We start from the raw sequence: 23085 nt of genomic DNA, 5'->3' as shown, positions 1-23085 counted from the left end.
TTTTTGGAGTCGAAGAATCTAATTTTTTAAAAGTGTTATAAATATTTCATTAAAAACAAAAGCGTCCTGCTAAGGACGCTTAAATGATATCATAATTTTTATTCTATTTCTTCGATTTCTTTTTTAATAAAATCAACCAATTCAGAAATATATTTCTCACTAAAATCAAATTTAACTCCAGCAGCTTCATAAATTTCAGGAACAGGTTTTGAATAGCCAAGACTCATAAAATCTTCGTACATTTTAACGGCTTCTTTCCCTTTTTCTTTGTAATTCTTATAAATCCCAAGTGCTGCCAATTGTGACATAGCATATTCGATGTAATAAAAAGGAACTTCGAAAACATGCAACTGTCTCAACCATCTTGTAGCTTTTTCGGTTTCTAAACCAGAAAAATCATCACCGGTGTTATATCTATCCATTAAAGACGCAAAAAATTCTTCTCTTTCTTCAGCTGTATGATTTGGGTTTGTGTAAATCCACTGTTGGAAAGCATCAATTGTCATAACCCATGGGAAAATTTTTAGCGTTCCTTTCAATTGCTCCAATTTAGCCTTTTTAAGGTCGTTATCATCTGAATAGTAAACGTTCAAATGTTCCATTGTCAACAGCTCCATAGACATAGAAGCAACTTCTGCAACTTCACTTGGATAATCTTTGTAAGCACCAATATCAAAATGTTTACAAGCAAAGTTATGCATAGCGTGACCTGATTCGTGTAACAAAGTGCTAACATCGCTTTGAAGGCCAACAGCGTTCATAAAAATAAAAGAACCTCCAGTTTCGTGCAAAGGGTAGTTATATCCACCAGGAGCTTTCCCTTTTCTATTTTCTAAATCAAGAAAACCAGAATTTTTCATCTTTTCAAGTTTGATCCCAAAGTCTGGTTTAACTCTGTGTAGGACTTCAATAGCCTTATTTACAAGTTCTTCTTCAGTTTTAAAAGGTGAAAGTACTTTTCCGTCGAGATCAACGCTCAAATCCCAAGGTCTTAACGTTTTTACACCTAATTTTTCTTTTCTTTCTTTGTTCAATTCTTTTAAATAAGGAACTACTACTTTTTCTACTGATTTATGGAATTCAAACAAATCTTCAGGAGTATAATCAAATCTACCTTTTGCAAAATGCATATAGTCTCTATAATTATCGAAACCTGCATTTTTAGCTATTTCTATTCTAATCTCTTTTAATTGATCGAATAAATCGTTCAACTCGTCCTTAACTTCTAAAACTTTTGCCCCAACTAATTTCCAAGCTTCTTCTCTGATTTTTCTATCAGGATCTTTTTGATAAACCCCCATTTGAGAAAGGGTTTTTTCTTCACCTTTGAATTCAACAGTGAGTTTTGAAATTATCTCCCCGTATTTAGAAGATAACTCTTGTTCTTTAATTTTTAGAGGAATATTTTCTTCCCTGAAAATCTCAATATCCTTTGAAATGATTTTGTTCAACAGATCATATTCGGAGCCTAATTCTTTTCTGAAAGGACTTTCGTAAAATTTCTTTTTCAATTTGAAGTCATAAGCTTCTGTAGGAGAAATAACTTTTGAATAAAATTCGTTAAAATCTTTTGAAAATTCTGGTTTATCTGCATTACAAGTCATCCTGATATATTTCCACGCCATTTCTTCAGACAAAGCAGCTTCAAATTCACTTTTCCTCTTCATAAACTCTATTAAATCCTTTTTAAAGTTGATTTCATATTTTTCTAATTTCTCGAGTTCTTCTTTAACAGTATTCCATTCAGTGAATTTTAAATCTTCTGAATAATACTTCCTTGGTTTTTTTACAATCTTTTCATCGGTATACATAATTCCTTCCCCCTTCTAAAATATTAGTTCGTAACGTAAACATATTATATCATATTTTAACATTATAATTAATAAATTTTTAAAGGTAAAAATTTTTGAATGGGTGAATATACAACATTATCCGTTTGTTAGGAGCCTTATAAAAAACATCTAATATGAAGGGGATTACTTTAAGGTTTTTTAACAAAAAATAGTTGCGAACGCAACAAATAATATAGTATAATTGGTTGTGTGTGCAACTGTTGTGCATGCAACTTTTTTTTGGAGGTAAATTATGAAATATATAGAAAGAAAAATATCATGCGTATTTAGAAATTCTCACAGTTTTTTTGACAGTGTTTTTAAAGAGTTTCATATAGGTAGAGGACAGATGCACTATTTTATGTATATAGTTAATCACGGAAACGGATTATCTCAAGATGAAATAACTCACGCTTTGGAAATAGACAAGGCAACTACAGCCAGAGCTCTTAAAAATTTGGAAGATAACGGTTATATTGAAAGAAAATCAGATGAAAAAGATAAAAGAATAAAGAGAGTTTTTTTAACTAAAAAAGGTGCAGATATTAAAGATGAGCTGAAAAAAGCAGCAGAAGTTTGGGAAGAAAAAGTCACCCATGGAATTGAGGAAGAAAAGATGGAAATATTTTTAGATGTTCTGGATAAAATGAAAGAAAACATGATTAAACAGAAGAAAAAAGAAGGTGTTGATTAATGGAAAAAAATTCAAAAATGCTCGGAAGCGAAAGTATAGGGAAACTCCTTTTAAAACTTTCATTGCCTGCAATGGTAGCAATGATGGTGCAGGCTTTATATAATTTTGTAGATACGATTTACATTGGTAGAGGAATAGGAACAATTGGAATTGCAGCAGTATCAGTTTCTTTTCCTATACAGATGATAATCATGGCTTTGGCACAAATGGTTGGTATTGGTGGAGCTTCTATAATATCAAGATCCCTCGGTGCTAAAGATGTTGTAAAAGCAGAAAAAACACTTGGTAACATGCTTGGAATAATAGCTATATTTTCCATTGTTATAGCAGTTTTGGGGAGTATATTTATTAAGCCAATATTAGGTCTTTTTGGTGCAACAGAAGCAATAATGCCTTATGCGATAGAATACATGAGTGTTATTTTTATTGGTAACATATTTTTTTCTTTTGCAATGACCTCTAATAGCGTAATAAGAGCAGAAGGAAACTCCAAAGTTGCAATGATAAGTATGTTGATCTCAGGGATTATGAACATTATCCTCGATCCTATATTCATATTTGGTTTTGATATGGGTATAAGAGGAGCTGCACTTGCAACATTATTGGCTCAAATGACTGGTGTCATTTACATTCTTACTTACTTTTTGGGCGGGAAAAGCACTTTACACTTCCATTTTAAAGACATAAAATTTGAATGGCCAATATTAAAAGAGACTTTTTCTGTGGGAGCATCTGCTTTTGCAAGACAAGCTGCAGGGAGTATATTGGCAGTGGTTTTGAATAATTTACTTGGTTTGTACGGTGGAGAACTTTCTATTGCCGTATTTGGAGTGATAAATAGATTGCTTATGTTCACGATTATGCCTATGTCTGGAATAGCTCAAGGGTTCTTACCAATTGCAGGATTCAACTACGGAGCTAAAAAATACGACAGGGTAAAAGAAGTAATAAAAACAGCCACAAAAGTTACTACTATATTTTCAGTAGCCTCTTATGCAATTTTGATGATTTTTCCAGAAATTTTGATATCTATATTCACGACAGATGCAGAATTAATTGCACAAGCTGTGTGGGCAACAAGAATCAATGTATCTGTGATATTTTTAGTCGGCTTCCAAATAGTAGGTTCGTCATTATTCCAGGCTATAGGAAAAGCTGGTCCAGCTTTATTACTCTCAATGTCAAGACAGATATTGTTTTTCATTCCAATAGTATTTATTATGGCTAATTCTTTCGGACTTGAAGGAATATGGGCGACATTCCCTATATCTGATGCATTAGCATTTACAGTAACTTTGATCTTTGTAATGAGAGAAATGAAAATATTAAATCAAACAATAGAAAAACAAAAAATAGAGCTAAGTTTACAAACTGAAACAGCAGAATAATACAAAAGTGCTTTATCTGGATAAATCTAAGATAAAGCACTTTTTTAATATCTAAATGTTATAGAATACATACCATTATGAGGGAAGTTTTAGATCATTCAACAAAAATTGTGAAATAATTTAACAGTGGTATAATTGATAATAAAGTCATTAACATAAAAAATTTGGCAGATTGAGTTTTTCAATCTGCCGATAATGAGGGTTTACTTTTCAAGTAGGGTGAATACTTGAGGCTAAAAACAAAAACCAACTTTGTTTTTATGGGGCTTACTATTTCCATAAGAATATATATATATTATAACATAAATTTATATTCAGATAAAAATCGTAATATACAAATAATAATAAGACATATAACATTTAAAATAACTATTAAAGCTTAAAATGGGGTATTTTTATGATTAAAGAACTAAAGATTTTAGAAATTTTTACATTGTTAATTTTTAATGTATTATTATATAATAATATATATATAATAATCATAAACACAATGGCGATTTATTTGGGAATGTACTCTTTCAAAATTTTTGAAGAGGATATTGGTGCGACACCTTCAGAGATAATAATACGTTATCTTTTTGGGTTTATAACCGCATCATTTATGATATTTTTGATTTCTCTTTTTTCAGCCCAACTTCTTCAGAATTATAATTTACTGAAAATATTTATATCCTCTTTTATAAGTATACCGGTATTACATTTGTTGTTTTTCAAATACGAGAGAAAATATATAAAACCTTTAAGATACGTAGTTTATGGAAAAAAGAACTATTATAAAAACATTTTGGAAGAGATTACCAAAAAGTCCCGAGGTAATATTGTTTTTATAGGATATATAGAAACCTTAGAGGAATTAGAGTTTTACAATAACAACGTAAACTACGACAGATTGTTAATAGCAAATCCTTTTATATCAGATAAAATGAAAAAATATATTGAAAAACGCAATATAAAAAAAGAATACATAACTTCAATAGCAGAAAGATTTTTGAAAAGAATACATTTGAAAATAATGTATTCTTTTGAAGAATATTACAAGATTTACTTCTCAGAGAAAGAAGAACCAAAATTAAAAAGGGTAATAGATATTCTTTTTAGTGTTGTATTACTTATAATTTTTTCACCCGTTATGTTGCTTATATCTATAGTAATTCTTCTTGAATCGGGATTTCCTTTGGTTTTCAGACAAAAAAGGTTTGGCAAAAATCAAATGCCTTTTGAGATGATCAAGTTCAGAACTATGGATAAAAAAGGAAAAATACTTAAATCTGGAAAGTTAATAAGAAAAACAAGAGTTGATGAAGTTTTACAGTTCATAAATGTAATAAAAGGTGATATGTCAATAGTAGGACCAAGGCCTGAAATAGAAAAATTCCACAACCAAATGCTGAGAAATATAAACTATTATGAAATCAGATACCAAACAAAGCCTGGTATAACTGGTTGGGCTCAGATATATTACAAATACACACAAAGCCTTGAAGATTATAAAAGAAAAACAGAATATGATCTATATTACATTAAAAATAGAAGCATAATGCTTGATTTACAGATAATGTTGAAAACAGTTGAAACGATGTTTTTTCACAAAGGGCAATAAAAACTCCTTGCAAAATTAATGCAAGGAGTTTTTATATTAAACAGTCATTGGATCTTCAAATTGACTTTTATATAAATCTGCGTAGAAACCGTCTTTTTCAAGAAGCTCTTCGTGATTTCCCTGTTCTACAATATCACCATGGTTCATGACAAGTATTAAATCAGCATTCTTAATTGTGGATAACCTATGTGCAATAATAAAGCTTGTTCTTCCTTCCATTAGCTTGTCCATAGCTTTTTGGATTTGTAGCTCTGTCCTTGTATCTACAGAACTTGTGGCTTCATCGAGAATGAGCATTTTTGGATTTTTAAGAAAAGCTCTTGCAATGGTTATAAGCTGTTTTTGTCCTTGAGAAATATTGGTTATTTCCTCGTTTAACACCAAATCATATCCTTCTGGAAGAGCGTGAACAAAGGTTTCAACATAAGCTGCTCTCGCAGCTTCATAAACTTCTTCGTCAGATGCGTTCAAGTTTCCGTACCTGATGTTTTCTCTTATGTTTTCGTTGTACAACCAAGTATCTTGTAAAACCATTCCAAATTGGGCTCTTAAATCATGCCTTGTGAAATCTTGTATGTTGTATCCATCGATTAATATTTCTCCAGAATTCACATCATAGAACCTCATCAACAATTTAACCATAGTAGTCTTTCCTGCACCGGTTGGTCCTACTATTGCTATTTTTTGTCCTGGTTTAGCTTTTGCAGAAAAATCGTTTATTATAATTTTGTCTTCATCATAACCAAAGTGAACGTCTTTGAATTCTACTTCACCTTTTAATTTTTCTGGATTAATTGGATTTGTTGTTTCAACAGGTTCTTCTTCTTCTTCTAAAAATTCAAAGATTCTTTCTGCAGCAGCGATTGTTTGTTGAAGTATATTGGATATGTTTGCAACTTGTGCAATTGGCTGTGTAAACTGTCTCACATATTGGATAAAAGCTTGAATATCTCCAACTGAGATCATTCTCTGTGCAGCCAAAAAACCACCCATTATACTTACACCAACGTATCCCAAGTTACCAACCCATCTCATAATAGGCATCATAAGGCCAGCGAAAAACTGTGATTTCCAAGCAGCACCGTAAAGTTTCTTGTTTAATACTTCAAATTTTTCAACACTATCTTTTTCACCGTTAAAAGCTTTCATAACAACGTGACCGCCGTACATTTCTTCAACATGCCCGTTCACGTTTCCCAGGTAATCCTGTTGTTGTTTGAAAAACTTTTGGGAATATCTAACTATTAAGGCTATTAAAAATATAGATATTGGTATTATTCCAAGCGCTATAAGAGTCATTCTCCAACTTATAGTCAACATCATTATCAAAACACCTATAATAGTGGTAATTGCTGTTATGAGTTGAGTCAAACTTTGGTTCATAGACTGACTGAGGAGGTCGACATCGTTGGTAACTCTGGATAAAACTTCACCTTGATTTGTATTGTCAAAATATTTGAAAGGCATCCTATTCATCTTTTCAGAAATCTGCCTTCTGAATTTATAGGTGATTTTCATAGAAATACCTGACATAATCCAACCTTGAACATAGCTAAACAATGCACTGACAGAATAAAGACCTAAAAGCATCAACAATGTATTAGCAACTTTTCCAAAGTCTATACCATTTCCGGTACCGGCTATTTTTTCCATAAGACCTTCAAATATTTCTGTAGTTACGTTACCGAGTATTTTTGGGCCAAAAATCATCAGCGCAGCTGAACCAGCGGCAAAAACAAACACTATTATAATAGGAATTTTATATTCACTAATATAATTCAACAATTTTCTGAAAGACTTCCCAAAGTTTTTAGGTTTTTCTCCACCTCTCATCATCGCAGGACCAGAACCCTGACTTTGTTGTTGAGGACGTTTTTTTTGATCTTCGCTCATTCTAATTCCTCCCTGGACAATTGAGATAAGGCTATTTCTTTATAAGTTTCACAACTTTCCATCAGTTCGTTATGTGTTCCTTTTCCTACTATTTTCCCTTCGTCTAACACAATTATTTGTTCAGCATTTTTAATAGTTGCAATTCTTTGTGCAACAATTATAAGAGTGCTATTACCAGTTTCTTCCTTGAGTTTTTTTCTCAATTTAGAATCCGTTTTAAAGTCCAAAGCGGAAAAGCTATCGTCGAAGATAAAAACATTTGGTTTTTTAACAAGTGCTCTTGCTATAGATAACCTTTGTTTTTGTCCACCAGAAACATTAGAACCACCTTGTGAAATTGGGGCGTGTATTCCTTCTTCTTTCTCTTCTACTATTTCTCTTGCTTGTGCTATGTCTATGGCTTTATTAATAAGTTCTTCTGGGGCATTTTTATCGGCATATTTTAAATTGGATTCGATGTCTCCACTGAAAAGAACACCTCTTTGTGGCACATAACCAATTTGTTTCCTTAACTCATTTTGTGTTATTTCTCTAACATCAATTCCATCTATAAGAACTTGTCCTTCGGTAGCGTCGTAAAATCTTGGTATCATGTTTACCAATGTTGATTTACCAGAACCAGTTGAACCTATAATAGCAGTTGTTTTTCCCGGTTCAGCTGTGAAACTTATATTTTTCAAAATAGGTTCTTCTGCGTGTGGGAATTTGTAAGAAACATTTTTAAACTCCACCAAACCTTTTGGATTTTTAATATTTTTTGGATTTTCTGGATCTTTTATTTCTGGGTCAACGTCTAAAACTTCTTTAATTCTATTTGCTGAAACTGTAGCTCTTGGGAGTATTATGAACATTGCAGAAAGCATTAAAAATGAGAAAATTATCTGCATGGCATATTGCATATAAGCCATCATATCTCCAACTTGTAGAGAAGATTCAGAAATTTGGTGTGCTCCAATCCAAACTATTAGAACCATAACACCATTCATAATAAACATCATAATAGGCATCATAGAAACCATAACTCTGTTTATAAAAAGCTGAGTTTTTGTAAGTTCTGTGTTAGCTTTATCAAATCTCTCTTCTTCAAATTTCTGTGTGTTAAAAGCTCTAATAACCATCATTCCCGATAAGTTTTCCCTTGTAACCAAATTCAACCTATCTATAAGTTTTTGCATTTTTTTGAATTTTGGTAGGGCAATTGCGAAAATGACTGCTATTAAACCCAACAAAACTATAACCGCAAGAACTATTATCCACGACATGGAAGGACTTGTATCAAGAGCTCTTATAATTCCTCCAGTACCCATAATTGGTGCGTAAAAAACCATTCTTATCATCATAATAAGAACCAGTTGAATTTGGATAATATCGTTTGTAGTTCTCGTTATAAGCGAAGCTGTAGAAAATTTTACGAATTCTGAATTTGAAAAATTCTCGACTTTAGAAAAAACGTCGTATCTTATATCTTTTGCAGCTCCGGCACCAATTCTTGCAGACAATAAACTTACAACAATTGTACTTGCAGCACTCAAAAGAGAAACCATAAGCATCCAAAATCCAGTACTCAAAATATAATCATTTTGCATTTTATCAACATCTAAACCAAGCTCAACATATTCTTTTTCAACCGCAGCAACCGCAGCTTGGTTGACCATGTCCTCACCCAATGCTTCAATTTGTTTGTCTATCTGTTCGGTCATTTGTTGTCTTTGAGATTCTGGCATCATCTTCAACAAATTATACACGTCTAAATTAGCCGGCATTTCCATGCCATTTAAATTCATAACTCCGCCTTCAGCATTTTCTTTTGCTTGTTGAATGCCTGAAACAGTCATGAGAGTTTTCCCCAGTATTGGGATCAATTCATCTCTTGTCTTATTTGAAATATCTTTTAATACATATATGTTTTCATTTTCCAAGGCAGGGTATTCTTCTAAATATTTGTCATAATTTTCAGAAGAGCTGTCCACAAATTCATAATTGTTTAAAACAAAATCCTTCTCTTCACTGTCCATAAAAAGAGTGATTTTATCCATTGTACTTTTTCTCATAGCTTTTGGAACGGCAGTTTCAATACCACCTTGTTGAATACCAGTATTTACAATATCCGACATATAATTTGGTAAAGCCAATTCGCTCATTGCCTGAACAAAGAGCAAAAATATGGCCATTATCAGAAGGAAACTGTAAGGTTTTAAATATTTAATCAGTTTTAGCATTTTGTTGGCTCCTTAAATAAAAATTGTTATAAAAATAAAAATTATTCCTTTATTTCTTCTTCTAACAGTTTTTTTAGATTTTCTAAACCCTTTAAGATAAAATCGATGTCCTCTTTAGGCGATTTGTTTATGATATTGGTTATTTTTTCTTCAACATCCATGTACTTACTCGCCATAGAAGTCTTAAACTCTTTATTAACTCTTACTTTAATAACACGTCTATCCTCCTTACTCCTTATTCTCTCAATTAATTTTTTTTCTTCCAACCTATCTACAATTCCAGAAACAGTGCTATTTGAAAGGCCCAATTCCTTGCTGAGTTCACTTGTTTTCATCTCTTTTCTATGGGATAAAATTGCAATAACCATAACTTGAGAACTGGTTAAATTCTTATCTTTAACCTCATTTTTAACAGCCTTTCTAAACAAATCCATGATACCTTTTAGATTTTTTACAATCTCTAATGCTTTGTTTTCCATAAATCACCCCATAAATATTTCGAAACCGAATATTTCGTAATCAAAATAAATTTTACATCTTAAAAATAAAGATTTTCTTAAGAATTTATAAAAATTTTATGATAAAAAAAGCCCACCAGATAAACTGATGGACTAATTAAAAAAATTTATTAATTTTCTCTTTCTCCTCTTAAAACAGCGGCACATCTTGGACATGTCTCTGGATGATCAGAATCTTCACCTGTTTTAGGATCAACTTTCCAACATCTTTCACATTTTTTGCCTTCTGCTTTAACCACTTTAACTTTAGAAACGTTACCGTTGTATCCTTCGTCCACTTCTCCAAGTTCAAATTGTGATGTTATGAAAACATCTGATAATAAGTAATTATCGTACTCTTTCAATAGTTCTTTTAATTCTTCATTTTTTGTTTCTACGATTACTTTTGCATCGAGAGAATTTCCAATAAATTTATCTCTTCTCTTTTCTTCCAGTGCTTTTGTGACATCTTCTCTTAATTCAAGTATTTTTTCCCATTTAGATATGATTTTTTCATCCATGTATTCTTCTTTGAATTCAGGCCATTCTTCTAATTGAACAGTTTCAAATCTTTGAGCCTTTTCTGGAAGATATCTGTAAACTTCTTCTGCTGTAAAAGAAAGGATAGGTGTCATCATTTTAGTCAACGCCAAAGCTATTTCATACATGGCTGTTTGTGCAGATCTTCTCAATTTAGACTTTTTCCCTTCTGTATAAATTCTATCTTTGATGATATCCAAATAAATTGAACTCATATCAATAGTGCAGAATCTGCTAAGCATGTGATGAACTCTATAGAATCCATAGTTATCATAAGCATCGGTAACATTTTTAATTAATTCGTGTAATTTTGTCATTGCCCATTTATCTATTTCATACATATCTTCATATTTTACATAATCAGTTGTTGGGTCAAAATCAGAAATGTTTCCGAGTAAGAATCTTACAGTATTTCTGAATTTTCTATAAACTTCTGTTTGTTGTTTTAAAATATCGTAAGATATTTTGATATCTCCTCGGTAATCTGCAGAAGCTACCCAAAGTCTTAAAATATCAGCCCCATATTGATCTATTATTTCAAGTGGACTTATAACATTACCCATAGATTTCGACATCTTCTTACCTTCCTGGTCTTTTACGAATCCGTGAGTAAGAACTTGTTGATAAGGAGCGATCCCATTTTTACCAACAGATAAAAAGATTGAACTCTGGAACCAACCTCTGTGTTGGTCTGACCCTTCTAAATACAAGTCAACTGGATATTTATTTAATTCTTCTCTTTTGTTGACTACAGCTTCCCAAGAAGAACCTGAATCTACCCAAACATCTAAAATATCTTCTTCTTTTTTGAAGTGCGTTCCACCACATTTTGGACATTTAAACCCTTCTGGGATCAATTCGTTAACATCTTTTGTAAACCAAGCGTTTGTACCTTCTTTTTCAACTATTTTTATAACGTGATCTAATTGTTCTGTAGTAAGAGATACTTCTCCACAATCTTCACAATAAACGGCTGGAATAGGAATACCCCAAGCTCTTTGTCTCGAAATACACCAGTCTGGTTTGTCGTTAACCATACCTTTAAATCTCTTTTCACCCCAATCTGGGATCCATTTAACTTTATCAACTTCTTCAAGAACTTTATTTCTCAAATTATTGTGGTCAACACCTATAAACCATTGTTCAGTTGCTCTGAAAATTAGAGGACTCTTACATCTCCAACAGTGTGGGTATGAATGTTCTATCTTTTCTACTGCTACGAGATGTCCACTTTCTCTCAAGTCTTCTATAATTACATTGTTGGCATCCCAAATTTTCATTCCTTCGTATTTTGGAACCTCGTTTGTAAATTTTCCTTGATGATCAACAGGAGAAATAACAGGTAATTTATATTTCAAACCAGTTATATAGTCTTCATTACCATGTCCTGGTGCAGTATGAACAAGTCCCGTACCGTCTTCCAAAGTAACATAATCAGCCAAAACCAATTGTGACTCTCTATCTATAAATGGATGCTTGGCAGTTTTACCCTCTAATTCAGATCCTTTAAAAGTATCCACTATCTCATAATCTTCTATTTTTGCAGCTTTTAAAGTTTTTTCTATTAAATCTTTTGCCAATATCCAGTATTCCCCATTGACTTTTATTTTTGCATATTCGAAATCCTTGTGGGCTGCAATGGCAACATTAGCAGGAAGTGTCCAAGGAGTTGTTGTCCAAATAACCATATAAGTATTTGGTTCATATTCAAATTTAACGTAAATTGATGGTGAAGTATGATCGTGATATTCAACTTCAGCTTCGGCTAAAGCAGTCTCACATTCTGAACACCAGTAAATTGGTTTTTTATTTCTATAAACATTGCCAGAATCAACAAGACTCTTTAGTGTATCTAAAACTGCAGCTTCATATTCATGGTGAAGAGTTAAGTATGGGTGCTCCCAATCTCCTCTTATACCAAGTCTTATGAATTCATCTCTCTGTTTTTTATAATGTTTCATAGCGTATTTTTCAGATGCTTTTCTTATTTCAATCTTTGATTTATGCTTGGCTTCTTCTCCCATCTCGGTTGTAACCTTATGCTCTATTGGAAGTCCATGAGTATCCCATCCAGGAACATAAGGAGTATTAAACCCCTGGAGAGTTTTATATTTAATAACAATGTCTTTTAAAATTTTATTTAAAGCATGCCCCATATGAATATCACCATTTGCATATGGAGGTCCATCATGTAATAAAAATTTTGGTGCATCTTTTCTTTCTTCTCTAACTAAGTTTTCCAGATCCAGTTTTTTCCAAGTTTTCAACTGGAGAGGTTCTTTACCTTTTAAATTTGCCTTCATTTTGAAGTTAGTTTTGGGCAAATTTAGAGTGTCTTTATATTCCAAAACAAACACCTCCGTTTGTGTATTTTAAATAATTAATAATTTGGTTGGATGATGGAGATAAATTTTGTACTATAATTCTCAATAGTTCGTTATTTTTGTTGAAATTCTAATATAGCTTAAATAATTATGTAGAAATATAAAAATGAAAAGTATTGGAGTTTTACTGAGTGAAACATCTTATAAAATAAATTGCTTTGCAATTTATTTTGTTATTAGTTGGAGGTTGTTGGTTTTTGTTTATTTTGATGTTTATCATTGTTTTTTCTTCCAACTTCCAACCTTAAACTCTAAACAGAAATTGTTGTAAAACAATTTCTACTATACGACCTACTTTGAGTTTTTATATTTCGTAATTGTTTTACTTATAAATTTTCTTCTAAAATTAACTATTAGAAATTTGGTTAAAGTCTTTTTTATATTAATCTTGATTTTAAATTTTTTCTAACAACTAACAACCAAAAACTAACAACCGAGAATTTGTTTAACAAATTCTCATTATCTTCCAACTAAAAAGGCCACCATCAGGTGACCAGCATCTTCATTAAATATTCAATAAATTAGAAATGGTATCTTTCAATTCAGTTAAATCCATAGATTTAACAACATAAGCATCTGCAGCCCAAGAAGCCATCTCAGATTTATAATGTGAATATGCAGTCAAAAATATAATCTTTTTGTCGCCAAATTTCTTTCTAATCTCGCCAGCAAATTCTAAACCGCTAATATCTGGCATTTCAATGTCTGTACATACTATGTCAATATCATCTTTTTCTTTTAAAATTTCTAAGCCCTTTTCGGCATTTGGAGCATCTATAACTTCATACCCTGTGTCTTCCAACTCTTCCTTAATTAACAATCTTACATTATCTTCGTCGTCTACAACTAAAATTTTAGCCATAATTCCCCTCCTCCTTATGAATCTAAAGGTAATTCAAATCTAAAAATTGTTCCATCCTCGTCAGATTTTACCAAATAAAGATTTCCTTTATGTTCATCTTCTATTATCTTTTTACAAATTGGCAGTCCCAGTCCTGTTCCATGCGTCTTTGTTGTAAAAAAAGGCATGAAGAGTTTTTCTTGGTTCTCTTCCGGAATTTGAGCTCCGTTATTTTTAATTTGGAAAAAAGCTCTGTGTTTTTCGTCAATACCACTTTTGATTTCTATCCTACCCTCATTTGTCACAACTTCAATTGCATTTTTTAAAAGGTTGATGAGAACTTGTTTAATTCTGTTTCTGTCCACATTCACGTAGATATTATCCACGTTCTTCGCTTTTTCTAAAGTTATATTCTTTTGTTTTATAAAATCTTCGTACATTATGAGGACATCTTCTATTAATTTGTTTAAATCAATCTCCTCAAACTCTGGAAGTTTTTGTCCTCTCGAATACTCCAATATTTCCGAAACGATTATTTCCAATCTCGAAATTTCATCATCTATTATACCTGTATATTTCTCAACAGCTATTGGATCATCCATTTTTTTATACATTCTATTCAAAAATCCTCCAATAACAGTTAAAGGATTTCTTATTTCATGAGCAATACGCGAAGTCATCTCACCAATTGCAGCGAGTTTTTCTCTTTTTTCCATTTCCTGTTGAAGGTAGTAAATCTCTGTAACATCGTCAAAACCAAGTATAACTCCTTCAACATAACCTACTTCTCTATTTCTCAATAGCGAAAATTGAATATCGAAAATTTTAGTTTGATCCCCAATTTTTAGCTTATAATTTGTATATTTCAAACTTTCTTCAGATTCCATTATAGTATCGATGGTGTTCAAAATGTCTTCCCCAAAAGTAGAAGACATAAGGTTAATAGAGTTCCCAATGATATTCTCCCTTGGTTTTGAAAAGAAAGATTCCGCCTTTTCGTTCCATTCGATTATCTTACTCTGTCTGTCAACAACTACAATACCAACAGCGAGATTCTGTAAAATATTATCTTTAAACCTTCTATAATAATCCATAAGATTCTTCTGTTCTTCCAAAGATTTAGTCTTATTTCTCAATTCATTGTAATTTTCTATCGTTTCCATTGCAAGCCCAATTGAATCCATAAAAAGTTTCAATATTTCAGAATCTATATCTGTTATTGGTTCTTTGTTGAACTTGTTGTCTACTACTATTATCCCTTTCGTTTCAGCTCTTCCTGCTAAAGGGAAAATTAAAAATTCTTCTGTTTTTATTATGTCATAAATATCTTCTAATTCATCATATTTAATTTTAAAAACATTTGACGTTACATTTACAATTTGTCTTTTACTAACGACTCTTTCCAAGATAGGGTGCCCTTTATACGCCAAAACTTTGTTAGAAACTGATTCAGTCAATTTGTTTGTGTTTGGCATATTCAAAGCTTCTTCTCTTAAAAATTGTACCAAATCACCATATTTAAGAGCCTTTTGGTTAGCTTGGTTCCAGGCCTCGCCAATATTTTCATCATCTGCTGGCCCTATCCAGAGTTTTGGAATCAAAAAACCACGAATTTTGTCCCTTTCAAGGTATAGAGCCCTGTTAAACTTAAGTCCCCTTCCAGAAGTTAACCCGAGAAGCATTATTTTTATCGCATTGTTTATATCATAAGTGGACTTTATTGCTTGAGATATTTTGTGTAGAGCGTTTGTCTTTTCAAGCTGTGTTTTTTGAAGATTTATCAACTGTTCGTTGCTTTTTTTAAATTTTTTGAGTTTTTGAACCTCAGTTTGAAGTTTTTCGTATAAATAAATTCTGTTTATTGCAACTCCAGCTCTCTTACAAGCATCTGTTAAAAAAGTCAAGTCTAAATTGTCAAAGTGTTTGTAAGGTCTGTATCCATAGTTTTTTTCTCTGTTGTATATTGCTATAACACCGAGTGATTTTCCATCGGAAACAATCTTTGAATACATAGATGATCTATAGTCTATTTCAAAAGCCTTTTCTTTATTATTATAAAACCTTCTACCTATAACAATTTTTTCCGATGATCCAAACAAAGTTTCGCCTTCATAAGAACCATATAAGTTCAATTCGTGTTTTAAAATGTTTTCATCATGAATTCCTTCGACATATTTTAATACGAGTTTTTCGGATTCTTCATCATACTCCCAAAAAGCACTGACTTGTGCATGCAAAAAGTTGTGTATTTCGCTTACTATCTTTTTGATAAGTTTTTCTCTGTCCAATATATCTTCTATAACTTCCGTTAAATTTTCTAACAAAGTAACTTTTTCTCTCAACTCTTCAATAGAAAGAGCTTCCATAACAAGATTCATAAGCACGGCATATGTAGAAAAATTGGAGTTTATCTCCTCTAAATTATAGTCATCTTCAAAAAGGCCAACCGCACCAAGAAAAGTGTCGTTTGCGTAAATTGGATATATATATATTTGAGACTCTTCTTTCAAACATCCAATTTTTTCATCTTCTTTGAGAGGGTAAACAGTTTTCTTTTTTTGAAAAATAGAATCGTGTAAATCTTCAGTTTCTGCCATGTAGATTTTGAAACCTCTAAGCTTATCACAATCTACAGAAGAACCCATAAGCCTGAGAACTTCTCTGGCAGGCTCGTATATAAAGATTAAATTATGTTTGTTGATCTTTTTATATAGTTGTTCAGAGATTTCTTTTGAAATTATTCTCAACAAATTAGTAGGATCTTCATTTGCTATGATACCCATTAAATTTTCAAACATAAAATCATCTCCAAAATTTTTCTGTTAATAATATTATACTATAACTCTCATTAAATAAAAAAGATGCCTGAATTATCTTGATAAATTAAATAGTAAAAATTTATATTAAAATATAACACAACATTTAAAAAAATTTATAATAGAAAATTATAAATTTATTAAAAAATGGTAAAATATAATATATAATCAAATATTATTTTTTAAGGAGGAGCTAAAAAATGAACTTACAATTTGAAGAAATGAGCGATAATTCCTTCTGGATTTATTTTGAAGGAGATTTAGACGTATACAACATAAATCAAGTAACAATTGAGATTCAAAAAAAGATAAAAAACACAAAAAATGAAAAGGTAGTTTTCGACCTTAAAAAACTCAACTATTTAGATAGTTCGGGAATAGGACTTCTTGTGAAATTTTACAAATATCTAAAAGACAACAACAAAAAGATGCAATTGTATAGGCCAACAGAAAACGTTTTAAAGTTAATTAAGATGACCAAACTGGATAAAATTATCGAAGTAAAAAGTTAAAATGAATTATAAAAGACATTATGATATAATTTAGTCAGGAAAAAGGCTATATCATAACACTTATAAACGGAGGTTTTTTATATGAAGGGAATGGTCGTAGGAACATGGATCGACACTTGGAGAAAGTTATTTGGGGATAACTTAGTTGACAAAGCAATGAATAATGTAAACATACCAACGGATAAATACTTCACACCAACCGAAGAAGTAGAAGACAAAAAAGTTTACAGCATGGTGGACACAATTTCAAATGGAACAGGCAAGACTAAAGAAGAAATTCTAAAAGAAATGGGTAAGAAAAACATCAACACATTTTATTCATATTACCCAAATTTTTTCAAAAGAGAAGGCCTTCTATCTTTTTTAGCGGCTATGAACGACGTGCATAAATCTTTAACAAAAAGAATTCCTGGTGCAAGACCACCAAGAATTGATTTTGATATAGAGAGTGAAAAAGTTGCAATTGTTACTTATTCATCATTTAGAGATATGAGATATTACTTTTTGGGTCTTTTAGAAGGAGCAGCAGATTATTTCAACGATAACATGGAATACGAAATATTAGACCAAGGTTCAGACAGTGAAGGTAGTTTTATGAAAGTAAGGGTGAAAGCTTCAAAACCATACGCAGAAATCAAAAAAGTCAAATTTTTCAGCGTAATGGGATTTGGTGTCTTGAGAAAGTTTGTTAGTTCAACAACTTTTTTAGTTTTCTTGAGTGCTTTTATACTTTCCTTGGTTTTAAACATGTTTATAGATTCATCGTGGTTATCCAGTATTTTAACTGGAGTTGGTGCTGGAGCTATTTTTTTCTTCATGGGAAATATGTACACTAACGCTTTAAAGTCAAGTGAAAAATCCATAGAAAACATGAAAAATAAAAATTACAACTCTCCAATGCTCGTTAAAGGTGAAAAATCATTAGAAGAACAGACTAAAAAGCTTGAAGAATTAAGAACTACTTTAAGCGGTCTTTTCATAGATTTTGTTGGAGACGTTGAAGAGATTGACACTTTCACTTCAAAAGTTGGAGAAAGGGCAAACGAGATGAGAGAACTTTCAGACTCAATGGGTGAATTAGTTGAGCAAGTTGCCACAAGTTCTGTTCAAATAAGTGAAGACGCCCAACAAATTTCAGATGTTGTAGAATCAAACGTAAATTCAATACAGTCCATAATAAATAGAGAAAGCGAAATGGTCACTTCTTTAGACAAGGCCGTAGATAACATAACAGAATCATCCAAAATGGTTGAAAAAGCTTCAGATGGAATAGAACTTATGAGTGGAAGGTTCAACGAATTAGTCGATGAATCAAAAAGCTTGGACAAAGGTGCAAACGAAATCATGAATGTTGTTGAAACAGTCAGCAACATAGCAGAACAAACAGATCTTTTAGCTCTAAATGCCGCTATTGAAGCTGCAAGAGCCGGAGAGGCTGGAAAAGGTTTTGCCGTAGTTGCAGATGAAATAAGAAAATTGGCAGAGTCTTCTAAAAATGCAGCAAATCAAATAGCTTCAATATTGGGAAATATTTCAAAAGGAATTAAAAAACTCACAGATAATGTGGATAGAGAATACGATCAAATGAAAGAAGAAGCTGTTAGACTAAAAGAAAGTTCAAAATCCAATCTAACTTCTTCAGAAGACATAAAAGTAATTTCAAAAGATATAGAAAGTATATTAAAAGAGCTTCAAAGCGAAGGCGATAAATTAACACAACTTACAAGTAGCGTACAAAACTTGTTAGCTATATCCGAAGAAGGTTCTGCTACCGCGGAAGAAATCTCTGCATCTGTTAAAGAATTCATAAACAATATCAAGGGTATCTTGGAAGACTTGGACAAAACAAAAGAATTCATAAAGAGTTTCAAAGGAAATTTCGATTCAATCGAATTTTAATCAAAATTTACTCCTTGAAATGCAAAAATTGTAACATAATTTACAAAAATAAATGTTATAATTAACTTGTATAAATTAATCTAAAAAGGGGTGAATTTTATGGTTAAAAGAGACATGACTAGACAGTTTTTGGAAGAAGCTTATTGTGGTGAGTCTAAAGCACATATGAAATATTTGATTTTTGCTGATGAAGCAGAAAAAAAGGGTTTGGACAACTTAGCTAATATGTGGAGGGCAATAGCACACGCAGAATACGTTCACGCTAAAAACCATTTCAAAGCTTTAGGTTATGTTGGCTCAACAGAAGAAAATCTTGAAAGCTCAAGAGAAGGAGAAGACTTCGAAATTAAAGAAATGTACCCAGTTTACAACAACTCTGCTGATTTCCAAGAAGAACCAGAAGCAGTAAGAAGCACTCACTTTGCTCTTGAAGCAGAAAAAATACATGAAGGTATGTACGCAGAAGCAAAACAAAAAGCAACAGAAGGAAAAGATATCGAAGGGAAAACTTATTTTATATGTGAAGTTTGTGGCTACACAACTTGGGACGCAGCTCCAGAAAAATGTCCAGTTTGTGGTGCAAAAAAAGAGATGTTTACATCATTTTCAAACAAATAATTATTAAAAGGGGGATTTAAGTATGTTTGGTGACATCATTAAAAAAGACGATTTTAAAAACGAAAAACATGTACCAACTATCGATAGCCCTGAAAAAGTAAAAAAAGACGAACCATTTATGGTTGAAGTAGAAGTTGGAAAAGAAATTGCCCATCCTAACACAGTAGAACATCATATAGAATGGATGGACTTATATGTACATTACGATGGAGACCCTAACACAGTTCACGTAGGAAGATACGAGTTTGGACCTGTTGTTGGAGAACCTAAAGTAAAAACAAAAATCAAATTACCAAAATCAGGAACATTGTTAGTAATGTCTCATTGTAACATTCACGGACTTTGGGAAGCAAGCAAAAAAATAGAGGTAGAATAACATACACTCATTTAAAATACAAGGGAGTGATTCCAATGAAAAAGTACAGATGTATTATATGTGGATATATTTACGATCCAGAACAAGGAGACCCAGATAACGGTGTAGAACCAGGAACATCATTTGATGATCTTCCAGAAGATTGGGTATGTCCAATTTGTGGTGCAAGCAAAGAAGATTTTGAAGTTTTTGAATAATAAAAACAAGCCCCCGCTAAGCGGGGGCATTTATTATGTTATCCATTGTTTTTATTCAGATTTCTGGTCTTCAGTTTCTTTTACCTTTGCTTTACTTCCATCTTCGGTCCCTTTTTTCTTGTTTTTACTTTTACCTTTTTTAACGACTAACTGGTTGTTTTCTAACTCTACTAAGACTTCGTCGTTTTCTTGTATTTCTGCCATGATTATTTTGTTAGCAAGAGGGGTTTCAATATCCCTTTCAATAACTCTTCTCAAAGGTCTAGCTCCAAAAACAGGGTCAAAACCTTTTTCAGCAAGTTCTTTTTTCGCAGCATCAGAAACTTTTATAGTTAGCTTCTTCTCTATTAGTCTTTCTTCCAATCTTCCCACCATTATATCTACAATTGCCTTCATATCTTCCATAGACAATGGTTTGAAAACGATAGTATCATCTAATCTGTTTATAAATTCTGGTCTGAAGGCCTTCTTCACAGAAGACATAACCTGTTCTTTAATGTCTTTATAATTCTCAGCATTTTCTTCTATAAATCCAACTGTTTTTTTGGATTTACTTATAAGCTCAGAACCAAGATTAGATGTCATTATTATTATAGTATTGGAGAAGTTAACAGTTCTACCTTGGGAATCTGTTAATCTTCCATCATCCATGATTTGTAGTAAAATATTGAAAATATCTGGGTGTGCTTTTTCTATTTCATCCAACAAAATAACTGAATAAGGTTTTCTTCTTACTTTTTCTGTTAATTGTCCGCCTTCTTCATAGCCTACATATCCTGGAGCTGCACCAATAAGTCTGGAAACAGAATATTTTTCCATGTATTCACTCATATCTATTCTTATAAGTGCTGATTCATCACCAAAAAGATAATCAGCAATGGACTTGGCCAGCTCAGTTTTACCAACACCAGTTGGACCTAAGAACAAGAAACTTCCAAGAGGTCTTCTTGGGTCTTTTAAGCCTGCTCTTGATTTTCTTATAGTTTCTGAAATAATATTAACTGCTTCATTTTGATCGACCATTCTTTTGTGTAGTTCGTCTTCAAGATTTATGAGTTTTTCTCTTTCATCGCTCAACATCTTTGTAACAGGGATGCCTGTCCACTGTTGAACAACGTATGCAATAGTTTCTTCATCTACTTTTTCACTAATATTGTCTTTTTCTTTGTTCTGTTCAGCCATTTTTTTAGCAGCTTCAAGCTCTTTTTGAACATCGAAATATTCAGCTTTTTTTCTTGCTGCTTCTTCATATTGTTTGTCTATAGTCAATTTATTTATTTCATCTTCTAAGCTAAGAAGTTTTTTCTCAATTTCTCTAATTTCACCAGGTTTTGTGTTTATTTTGAGTTTTACCTTTGCAGAGGCTTCGTCTATAAGATCGATAGCCTTATCTGGCAAAAACCTATCTGTTATATATCTGTGAGAAAGGTTAACAGCTGCTTTAACAGCTCCATCAGTTATCTCGACACCGTGGTGTTTTTCGTAAGAATCTTTAAGTCCTTCCAATATTTGAATTGCATTTTCTACAGAAGGCTCACCAATGTCTATTGGTTGAAATCTTCTTGCAAAAGCCTTGTCTTTTTCTATATATTTTCTATATTCCTCCATAGTAGTAGCACCAATAACTTTTATTTCACCTCTTGCAAGAGAAGGCTTCAAAATATTTGCAGCATCCATAGTGCTACCTTCTGTTGCACCAGCCCCCATAAGCATTTGTAATTCATCTATAAAAATGATTGCTTCATCTTTCAATTTTTTTGCTCTGTCTAAAACACTTTTCAGTCTTTCTTCGAATTCTCCTCTAAACTTTGTTCCCGCTATAAGTCCAGTCATATCCAGCTGAAAAATTTTCTTGTCTTTAAGATAATAAGGCGCGTCTTCCTCAACAACTTTTTGAGCTAATCCTTCTATAATAGCTGTCTTACCAACACCAGCATCTCCGACTAAAACAGGGTTGTTCTTAGTTTTTCTGGAAAGAATTTCAATAATTCTCTGAATTTCTTTTTCCCTTCCTATAACAGGAGTTAACTTCCCTTTAGAAGCTTCTTCTGTCAAATCGATAGTATATTTTTTTAAAGGATCTCTTTGTCTTGAAGAATCCTCTTCGTCGTTTTCGTCAATTTGTTTTTTCAACTGCTTTCTTATAATTTTTTCATTTGTATATTTGTTAAGTATTTTAGAAGCCATTGAATTCTTCTCGAGAAAAATTCCCAGCACAATTCCCATCAAAGAAATTTTGTGTTGATTTAATTTTCTCAATTCTTTTTTGGCTATTTCCAGCGCTCTCGCCAAGTTGTTAGACAAATAAAGCCCGCCTACTGGTCCTGAATATCTCATTCCTATATCTTCTGATATTGCATTGTCTAAATCATTCAACAAACTATCTAAATCTTCCACATCAAAAATCTCGTTTACATATTTGTCGTCTTGTTCCACAACAGAATAAAGCAAATGCTCAGGTTTCATCAAATTGCTTTGGGTACTTGCAAGAAAAGTTTGAGCATCTTGTAAGGCTTTTAGCGCTTTTTCTGTAAAATCATTTGGATTCAATCTCATTTTCTTCACCTCCGATTATATCTTCTTCTTCTGAATCAAAATACTGTTCGAAAATATCTTCATATATTTCTTCGCTTATATTTTCAGCTTTTAAAACAATATTCTTCTTTTTGTCCATTTATTTAAGTTACACCTCCGAAAATAATGTTTTATCATTCGTAACATAAGATTGCTAACTACAAATATATTATAACAAAAAAAAACCGAGCTGTCAAAAGCTCGG

The 23085-nt window shown here is 32.0% G+C and carries 17 protein-coding genes; 8 read left to right on the top strand and 9 right to left on the bottom strand.

What is annotated here, in order from left to right:
- Positions 1-98: 98 nt before the first annotated feature.
- Positions 99-1811: a M3 family oligoendopeptidase gene (locus BLS00_RS09155; RefSeq protein WP_176759892.1), complete on the bottom strand. Its 1713-nt coding sequence runs from the start codon at positions 1809-1811 to the stop codon at positions 99-101.
- 274 nt (positions 1812-2085) lie between these two features.
- Here BLS00_RS09155 and BLS00_RS09150 point away from each other — a divergent pair, with 274 nt between their 5' ends.
- From BLS00_RS09150 to BLS00_RS09140, 3 genes are all read left to right on the top strand, one after another.
- Positions 2086-2526 carry a MarR family winged helix-turn-helix transcriptional regulator gene (locus BLS00_RS09150; protein WP_091405152.1) on the top strand — a complete coding sequence of 147 codons (441 nt, stop codon included), beginning with the start codon at positions 2086-2088 and terminating at the stop codon, positions 2524-2526.
- Complete coding sequence (locus BLS00_RS09145; protein WP_091405150.1) at positions 2526-3914, top strand: MATE family efflux transporter; 1389 nt, start codon at positions 2526-2528, stop codon at positions 3912-3914. Before BLS00_RS09150 ends, BLS00_RS09145 begins: the two co-directional genes overlap by 1 nt.
- A gap of 397 nt (positions 3915-4311) precedes the next feature.
- Positions 4312-5514, top strand: a complete 1203-nt coding sequence (locus BLS00_RS09140) for a sugar transferase (protein ID WP_091405147.1) — start codon at positions 4312-4314, stop codon at positions 5512-5514.
- A 36-nt stretch (positions 5515-5550) separates the two neighbouring features.
- Here the strand turns inward: BLS00_RS09140 and BLS00_RS09135 are convergent, their stop codons facing one another.
- The 6 genes from BLS00_RS09135 to BLS00_RS09110 all read right to left on the bottom strand — a co-directional run bounded on the left by BLS00_RS09135 (position 5551) and on the right by BLS00_RS09110 (position 16686).
- Positions 5551-7407 carry an ABC transporter ATP-binding protein gene (locus tag BLS00_RS09135; RefSeq protein WP_091405144.1) on the bottom strand — a complete coding sequence of 619 codons (1857 nt, stop codon included), beginning with the start codon at positions 7405-7407 and terminating at the stop codon, positions 5551-5553.
- Entirely contained in the window at positions 7404-9626 is a 2223-nt protein-coding gene (locus BLS00_RS09130) for an ABC transporter ATP-binding protein (RefSeq protein WP_091405141.1), read from the bottom strand. Before BLS00_RS09130 ends, BLS00_RS09135 begins: the two co-directional genes overlap by 4 nt.
- 41 nt (positions 9627-9667) lie before the next feature.
- Positions 9668-10105 (bottom strand): MarR family winged helix-turn-helix transcriptional regulator, encoded by a 438-nt coding sequence (locus BLS00_RS09125; protein WP_091405137.1) that lies wholly within the window; start codon positions 10103-10105, stop codon positions 9668-9670.
- A 149-nt stretch (positions 10106-10254) separates the two neighbouring features.
- On the bottom strand, positions 10255-13011 hold the full coding sequence (gene ileS / locus BLS00_RS09120) for an isoleucine--tRNA ligase (protein ID WP_091405136.1): 2757 nt from the start codon (positions 13009-13011) through the stop codon (positions 10255-10257).
- Between the two features lie 541 nt (positions 13012-13552).
- On the bottom strand, positions 13553-13909 hold the full coding sequence (locus BLS00_RS09115; protein WP_091405134.1) for a response regulator: 357 nt from the start codon (positions 13907-13909) through the stop codon (positions 13553-13555).
- 14 nt (positions 13910-13923) lie between these two features.
- A complete protein-coding gene (locus BLS00_RS09110) occupies positions 13924-16686 on the bottom strand; it encodes a sensor histidine kinase (RefSeq protein WP_091405131.1) in 2763 nt (920 codons plus the stop codon).
- Between the two features lie 218 nt (positions 16687-16904).
- Between BLS00_RS09110 and BLS00_RS09105 the strand changes: the two genes are divergently transcribed.
- The 5 genes from BLS00_RS09105 to rd all read left to right on the top strand — a co-directional run bounded on the left by BLS00_RS09105 (position 16905) and on the right by rd (position 20306).
- Complete coding sequence (locus BLS00_RS09105) at positions 16905-17216, top strand: STAS domain-containing protein (RefSeq protein ID WP_091405130.1); 312 nt, start codon at positions 16905-16907, stop codon at positions 17214-17216.
- A gap of 81 nt (positions 17217-17297) precedes the next feature.
- Positions 17298-19115 (top strand): heme NO-binding domain-containing protein, encoded by a 1818-nt coding sequence (locus BLS00_RS09100; RefSeq protein ID WP_091405128.1) that lies wholly within the window; start codon positions 17298-17300, stop codon positions 19113-19115.
- Positions 19116-19214: 99 nt separating this feature from the next.
- Positions 19215-19733, top strand: a complete 519-nt coding sequence (locus tag BLS00_RS09095; RefSeq protein WP_091405125.1) for a rubrerythrin family protein — start codon at positions 19215-19217, stop codon at positions 19731-19733.
- 22 nt (positions 19734-19755) lie between these two features.
- Complete coding sequence (locus tag BLS00_RS09090; protein WP_091405122.1) at positions 19756-20109, top strand: class II SORL domain-containing protein; 354 nt, start codon at positions 19756-19758, stop codon at positions 20107-20109.
- 35 nt (positions 20110-20144) lie between these two features.
- On the top strand, positions 20145-20306 hold the full coding sequence (gene rd, locus BLS00_RS09085) for a rubredoxin (RefSeq protein WP_091405119.1): 162 nt from the start codon (positions 20145-20147) through the stop codon (positions 20304-20306).
- A gap of 51 nt (positions 20307-20357) precedes the next feature.
- Here rd and BLS00_RS09080 read toward each other — a convergent pair whose 3' ends face one another.
- Together BLS00_RS09080 and BLS00_RS10635 are read right to left on the bottom strand one after the other, a co-directional pair.
- Positions 20358-22862, bottom strand: a complete 2505-nt coding sequence (locus tag BLS00_RS09080; RefSeq protein ID WP_091405116.1) for an ATP-dependent Clp protease ATP-binding subunit — start codon at positions 22860-22862, stop codon at positions 20358-20360.
- The gene (locus tag BLS00_RS10635; protein ID WP_167848998.1) at positions 22843-22980 is read right to left on the bottom strand and encodes a hypothetical protein; all 138 of its coding nucleotides are present in this window, start codon (positions 22978-22980) and stop codon (positions 22843-22845) included. The genes BLS00_RS09080 and BLS00_RS10635 overlap by 20 nt, the downstream gene beginning before the upstream one ends.
- Positions 22981-23085: the final 105 nt, after the last annotated feature.

Source organism: Geotoga petraea, from assembly GCF_900102615.1.
In the GTDB taxonomy this organism is placed as follows: Bacteria; Thermotogota; Thermotogae; order Petrotogales; family Petrotogaceae; genus Geotoga; species Geotoga petraea.
Note: the sequence above shows the minus strand (reverse complement) of the source record. Positions and strands in the feature narration are given on the sequence as shown.

What these genes read in the sequence shown, in the direction of transcription:
- BLS00_RS09155 (WP_176759892.1), bottom strand. Translation starts at nt 1,811, where the DNA reads ATGTATACCGATGAAAAGATTGTAAAAAAACCAAGGAAGTATTATTCA.
- BLS00_RS09150 (WP_091405152.1), top strand. Translation starts at nt 2,086, where the DNA reads ATGAAATATATAGAAAGAAAAATATCATGCGTATTTAGAAATTCTCAC.
- BLS00_RS09145 (WP_091405150.1), top strand. Translation starts at nt 2,526, where the DNA reads ATGGAAAAAAATTCAAAAATGCTCGGAAGCGAAAGTATAGGGAAACTC.
- BLS00_RS09140 (WP_091405147.1), top strand. Translation starts at nt 4,312, where the DNA reads ATGATTAAAGAACTAAAGATTTTAGAAATTTTTACATTGTTAATTTTT.
- BLS00_RS09135 (WP_091405144.1), bottom strand. Translation starts at nt 7,407, where the DNA reads ATGAGCGAAGATCAAAAAAAACGTCCTCAACAACAAAGTCAGGGTTCT.
- BLS00_RS09130 (WP_091405141.1), bottom strand. Translation starts at nt 9,626, where the DNA reads ATGCTAAAACTGATTAAATATTTAAAACCTTACAGTTTCCTTCTGATA.
- BLS00_RS09125 (WP_091405137.1), bottom strand. Translation starts at nt 10,105, where the DNA reads ATGGAAAACAAAGCATTAGAGATTGTAAAAAATCTAAAAGGTATCATG.
- BLS00_RS09115 (WP_091405134.1), bottom strand. Translation starts at nt 13,909, where the DNA reads ATGGCTAAAATTTTAGTTGTAGACGACGAAGATAATGTAAGATTGTTA.
- BLS00_RS09110 (WP_091405131.1), bottom strand. Translation starts at nt 16,686, where the DNA reads ATGTTTGAAAATTTAATGGGTATCATAGCAAATGAAGATCCTACTAAT.
- BLS00_RS09105 (WP_091405130.1), top strand. Translation starts at nt 16,905, where the DNA reads ATGAACTTACAATTTGAAGAAATGAGCGATAATTCCTTCTGGATTTAT.
- BLS00_RS09100 (WP_091405128.1), top strand. Translation starts at nt 17,298, where the DNA reads ATGAAGGGAATGGTCGTAGGAACATGGATCGACACTTGGAGAAAGTTA.
- BLS00_RS09095 (WP_091405125.1), top strand. Translation starts at nt 19,215, where the DNA reads ATGGTTAAAAGAGACATGACTAGACAGTTTTTGGAAGAAGCTTATTGT.
- BLS00_RS09090 (WP_091405122.1), top strand. Translation starts at nt 19,756, where the DNA reads ATGTTTGGTGACATCATTAAAAAAGACGATTTTAAAAACGAAAAACAT.
- rd (WP_091405119.1), top strand. Translation starts at nt 20,145, where the DNA reads ATGAAAAAGTACAGATGTATTATATGTGGATATATTTACGATCCAGAA.
- BLS00_RS09080 (WP_091405116.1), bottom strand. Translation starts at nt 22,862, where the DNA reads ATGAGATTGAATCCAAATGATTTTACAGAAAAAGCGCTAAAAGCCTTA.
- BLS00_RS10635 (WP_167848998.1), bottom strand. Translation starts at nt 22,980, where the DNA reads ATGGACAAAAAGAAGAATATTGTTTTAAAAGCTGAAAATATAAGCGAA.